This is a genomic window from Pirellulales bacterium (genome assembly GCA_035656635.1).
GTDB lineage: Bacteria > Planctomycetota > Planctomycetia > Pirellulales > JADZDJ01 > DATJYL01.
The window spans coordinates 1-3527 of record DASRSD010000113.1 but is presented as its reverse complement, the minus strand read 5'-3'; the positions used below and the strand labels follow the sequence as shown (position 1 = coordinate 3527).

General features: G+C 53.6%; 5 protein-coding genes. 3 read left to right on the top strand and 2 right to left on the bottom strand.

The window, feature by feature from the left end; all coding sequences use genetic code 11:
• Positions 1-260: hypothetical protein (locus VFE46_10735; GenBank protein HZZ28466.1), on the top strand; the 260-nt coding region annotated here is incomplete at its 5' end.
• A 103-nt stretch (positions 261-363) separates the two neighbouring features.
• On the opposite strand, the gene VFE46_10730 is transcribed toward VFE46_10735, so the two are convergent.
• Positions 364-1107 (bottom strand): sulfite exporter TauE/SafE family protein, encoded by a 744-nt coding sequence (locus tag VFE46_10730; protein ID HZZ28465.1) that lies wholly within the window; start codon positions 1105-1107, stop codon positions 364-366.
• 46 nt (positions 1108-1153) lie between these two features.
• Positions 1154-1837 carry a hypothetical protein gene (locus VFE46_10725; protein ID HZZ28464.1) on the bottom strand — a complete coding sequence of 228 codons (684 nt, stop codon included), beginning with the start codon at positions 1835-1837 and terminating at the stop codon, positions 1154-1156.
• Positions 1838-2031: 194 nt separating this feature from the next.
• Between VFE46_10725 and VFE46_10720 the strand changes: the two genes are divergently transcribed.
• Positions 2032-3081, top strand: coding sequence for a hypothetical protein (locus tag VFE46_10720; GenBank protein ID HZZ28463.1), 1050 nt, complete (start codon positions 2032-2034; stop codon positions 3079-3081).
• 48 nt (positions 3082-3129) lie between these two features.
• On the top strand, positions 3130-3527 hold a 398-nt coding region (locus VFE46_10715), incomplete at its 3' end, for a hypothetical protein (GenBank protein ID HZZ28462.1).

The window sequence follows — 3527 nt, the reverse complement described above, 5'->3', positions numbered from 1 at the left end:
CTCGTGGTCTGGTCGTCTTGTGGTCTGGTGTTGGATCGCTGTGGTCCCAGGCATGCTTTTCTTACAGCCTGGGACGGCCGCACATCAACACTTCCTTGTCGAAAGCTGTGCGATTCGGCCAACCCAGTGCGGCCACAACCGATCAACTATCGCGGCCAAATGGACAGCCTCGGCAGGCCGCACATTTTACCACACGAGTGGCCCAATTTTTCAAAGAATTTTGCCAGCAGCGCTGGGATTTTGTAACGCCCTATGTTTAGCCGCGACGCACTAGCGGAGCGCGGGCAGGCATAGCGCGCTCCACTCCGCAGGCTCCGCGTCGCGACAAAAACACAGGACGGACGATGCGGCTAAGCGGCGCGCTCAACTGAGCAGCCCCTGCGCAATCAGAATGCCCCCCAGGGCAATTAAGCCCACGAACACGAGGCGAAAAAATGCGTCGCCGCGGAGTTGGCGATTCAAAAACCGGCCGATGAAAATGGCCGCCGCCGCCGCCGGCAGCGACAGCAAAAAATAGCGCGTCACTTCGGCTGTCCATAATCCCTGCGCGGCATAACCGAGGAGGCCGAGCAAACTGGCCGGCAGAAAATATCCTTGCAGCGTGGCCCGAAAGTGTTGCGGAGACCAGCGGCGCAGCGATCCGTAAATCACCAGCGGCGGGCCGTTCATGCCGTAGGCGCCCCCCAAGAACCCGGAACAAAATCCGGCGGCCAGCAGCCCATACAGATGATCTTTCTCCAAGTGCAAGCGGGCGCGAAAGATCAGCGAGTAGAGCGAAAAAATGGCGATGAGGGCGCCCAAAATCAGCTTCACGACGTGATCGTTCGCCCGGGCCAAGAGAAATAACCCCAGCGGAATGCCCGGCAGCGCGGCGGCGAACAGCCAGGCGGCGCTGCGGACTTCGATTTTTCGCCAATCTTGCACGACGATGACGGCGGCAACCAGCACGGAAACCAGCACCGCCAGCGGCACGGCCACGGCCACCGGAATGCGCAGCGCCAACAGCGGCACGGCAACCAGCGCCTCGCCAAAGCCCAGCGTGGAGCGAATGACCGTGGAGAAAAAAATAACGGCCAGAACGTACAGCGTGAGTGGATCGAAATGCACGCGATGATTGTAGACGATCGGGGGCGCTGTTGAAACGCACGGCACTTCACTTCGTGGGATCGTACGGCAGCGATGATTTGTGGACGATCAGCCGCAGCTTGCCGTCGGGGCAGCGGCGGAAGACAAATGTTTTGTCGACCGTCACTTGTTCGCCGTCGGCGTTGGTCAAATAGACGTTCCCCATGGTGATGGCAATATCGCCGTGGATTTGGATGCCATTTTCCGCGGCGTTGTTATCGTAGCTGACTTTGGTCCAGCGCTTCAGTGCGAAGCCGGTGTCTTCGGGAAACGCCGGATTGCCGCCGACGAAGTACGACAAAGCGCCCGCCTTGGTGGGCCGGAACGTGTTCGCGCCGTGGGCCAGCGTGGGCTTGAAAAACACACGGCCGGAGTCGTAATCGTACAGATCGGTAATGGCCTGGTTGGCCGCTGCCCGGTAATCGCCGCCGGCGGCATACACTTTGCCGATGTTCACCAGCGCATCGCACCAGGCTTGTTGGGCGGCGTTGACTTCGGCCTCGGTAATTTTGCTTTGTGACTCCGGAATAGCGACGTTGCCGCTGGCCTGCGATGGGACGATTGTGTTGAGTTCAAGCTCATTAGCGGCTTTGGTGCACAGCGGGCTTAGCTCCAGCGCGACCGACAAGGCGGCGGCCGAGGCTGCGACGAGGATTAACTTAAACAGCGGATTTGAATAAATGGCCGTGTTGTATCGTGTGTTCATGGACATGGCTCGCCTGGGAATTAGAGACCAAATTGGACCTCTGCGGGCAGCCCGGAGTGCGGGCCGCCGAGAAAGGGTAGCTTATTTTGGGTAAGCAGCTGGTCGTACTTAATTAACGGGCTAAAGCTGACTAGATTTTGGAATTCTAAAACTGGTAAAATGTACAGTGGTCAACATTGGAATAGGGTTTTCAACTACAAATGTCTGTTGAATTAAGTAAACCGGGAATTGCCACCGAAACTCGTCCTGTAAGCGTTTGTCGGGACGCTTGTGAACGCTTAGCACGGTTGATTGCTTCCCAACCGATCCCTGCTGATCGAGAGGATAGTTCGTTACAAGGATTCTCGCGCTTATCAGCGGGCAATTTCTATTTATGGCTGGTGGCAATCTGCCATCAAACTTCTCCGCTCGGTCGTTTGCCGCTTGTAGGTACCGTCAATGGCACTCGGCTGCGAGGATGGGATTATTTGGCGGCCAAATTTGAGAACTCAGTTCGCGCAGATTGGCGAATACTTCAACCGAGTGTTTGGTCGAAAACGTCTGCGACTCAATTAACGGAAATGTTTCGAGATCAGGAACTGGGCGACAGATTGACGGATGTTGAAGGCCGTGCAGATCTTATTCGAAATCTTGGCACAATGATGATACGGAATGACTGGAATCATCTCGAAGATCTCTACAGATTGTCGCAAACGAAGATTGCGAGTGGAACTCCAAATCTGTTGGGGCTTCTTTCTACTTTTCGCGCATATAGCGACCCCGTTCACAAAAAATCGTACTTTCTCTTGGGTTTGATGCGGAATTCAGGTTATTGGACATATGCGGACCCTGAATTGCTTGGTGCGCCTGTAGATTATCACGAGGTTCGCGGACATCTTCGTATCGGAACAGTACTAATCGCGGACCAGGAGTTGCGTCGAAAATTGCTGTCAGGAATCCCAGTGACTAACGAAGAAGATATTGCAATTCGGCGTGCGGTTCACGATGCAATTATGTTAATCTCCGACTTATCGGAGCTCCGCAACCCTAGTCAACTACATTATTTGTTTTGGAATGTTTTTCGATCATGTTGCACGCGAGAATCACCGCACTGCTTGGGTTGTCCGTCTGATTGTGCACTTCCAGATCGGTATGTGCCGCTGGCTATTCATCCGAGTGGCAAACGCAGATGCCCTTTTTCTGATGAATGCAAAAGTGCTGGTCGTGATCCTAAGTATCTAGAACATGTTTTTGAGACGGAGTACTACTAGCATTTTTTTTAAAATCTAAATCGACGAACTCTCGTCATTGGGGCAAATATGGCGGACAAATCTTACCAGGCGGAGCGCAAGCCGGAATATAAGCACGAATTTGTTGCGCTAATGTTTGCAGTTGCGATGGCAGAAATTGGCTTGCAGGCGGCAACTATTGTTAAGCGGGAAGATTATTGGCATGACGCGTCTGGAATCACACACTTGATACTCGCATTTGCATTAGTTGCGACGAGCTGGGTTGGGTGGTGCAAAACTCTTTCGCCCGGCGGTCGCGATGATGTCCGGCAGGTCTTTGAACGCGAGTTTTTAATTTTGATGCTTGATGTTCTACTTGTCATTGCATATTTAATACTGATACGAACTGGGGGTGTCATTGAGGCGAATCAGACGGAGCTTCCATTAGCCAAAAACGACGGGTTTTGGATCGCAGCAATTTTTCTGGG

Bases quoted from the DNA above. Each gene is read 5' to 3' on its own strand.
- VFE46_10725 (HZZ28464.1), bottom strand. From the start codon at position 1,837: ATGTCCATGAACACACGATACAACACGGCCATTTATTCAAATCCGCTG.
- VFE46_10720 (HZZ28463.1), top strand. From the start codon at position 2,032: ATGTCTGTTGAATTAAGTAAACCGGGAATTGCCACCGAAACTCGTCCT.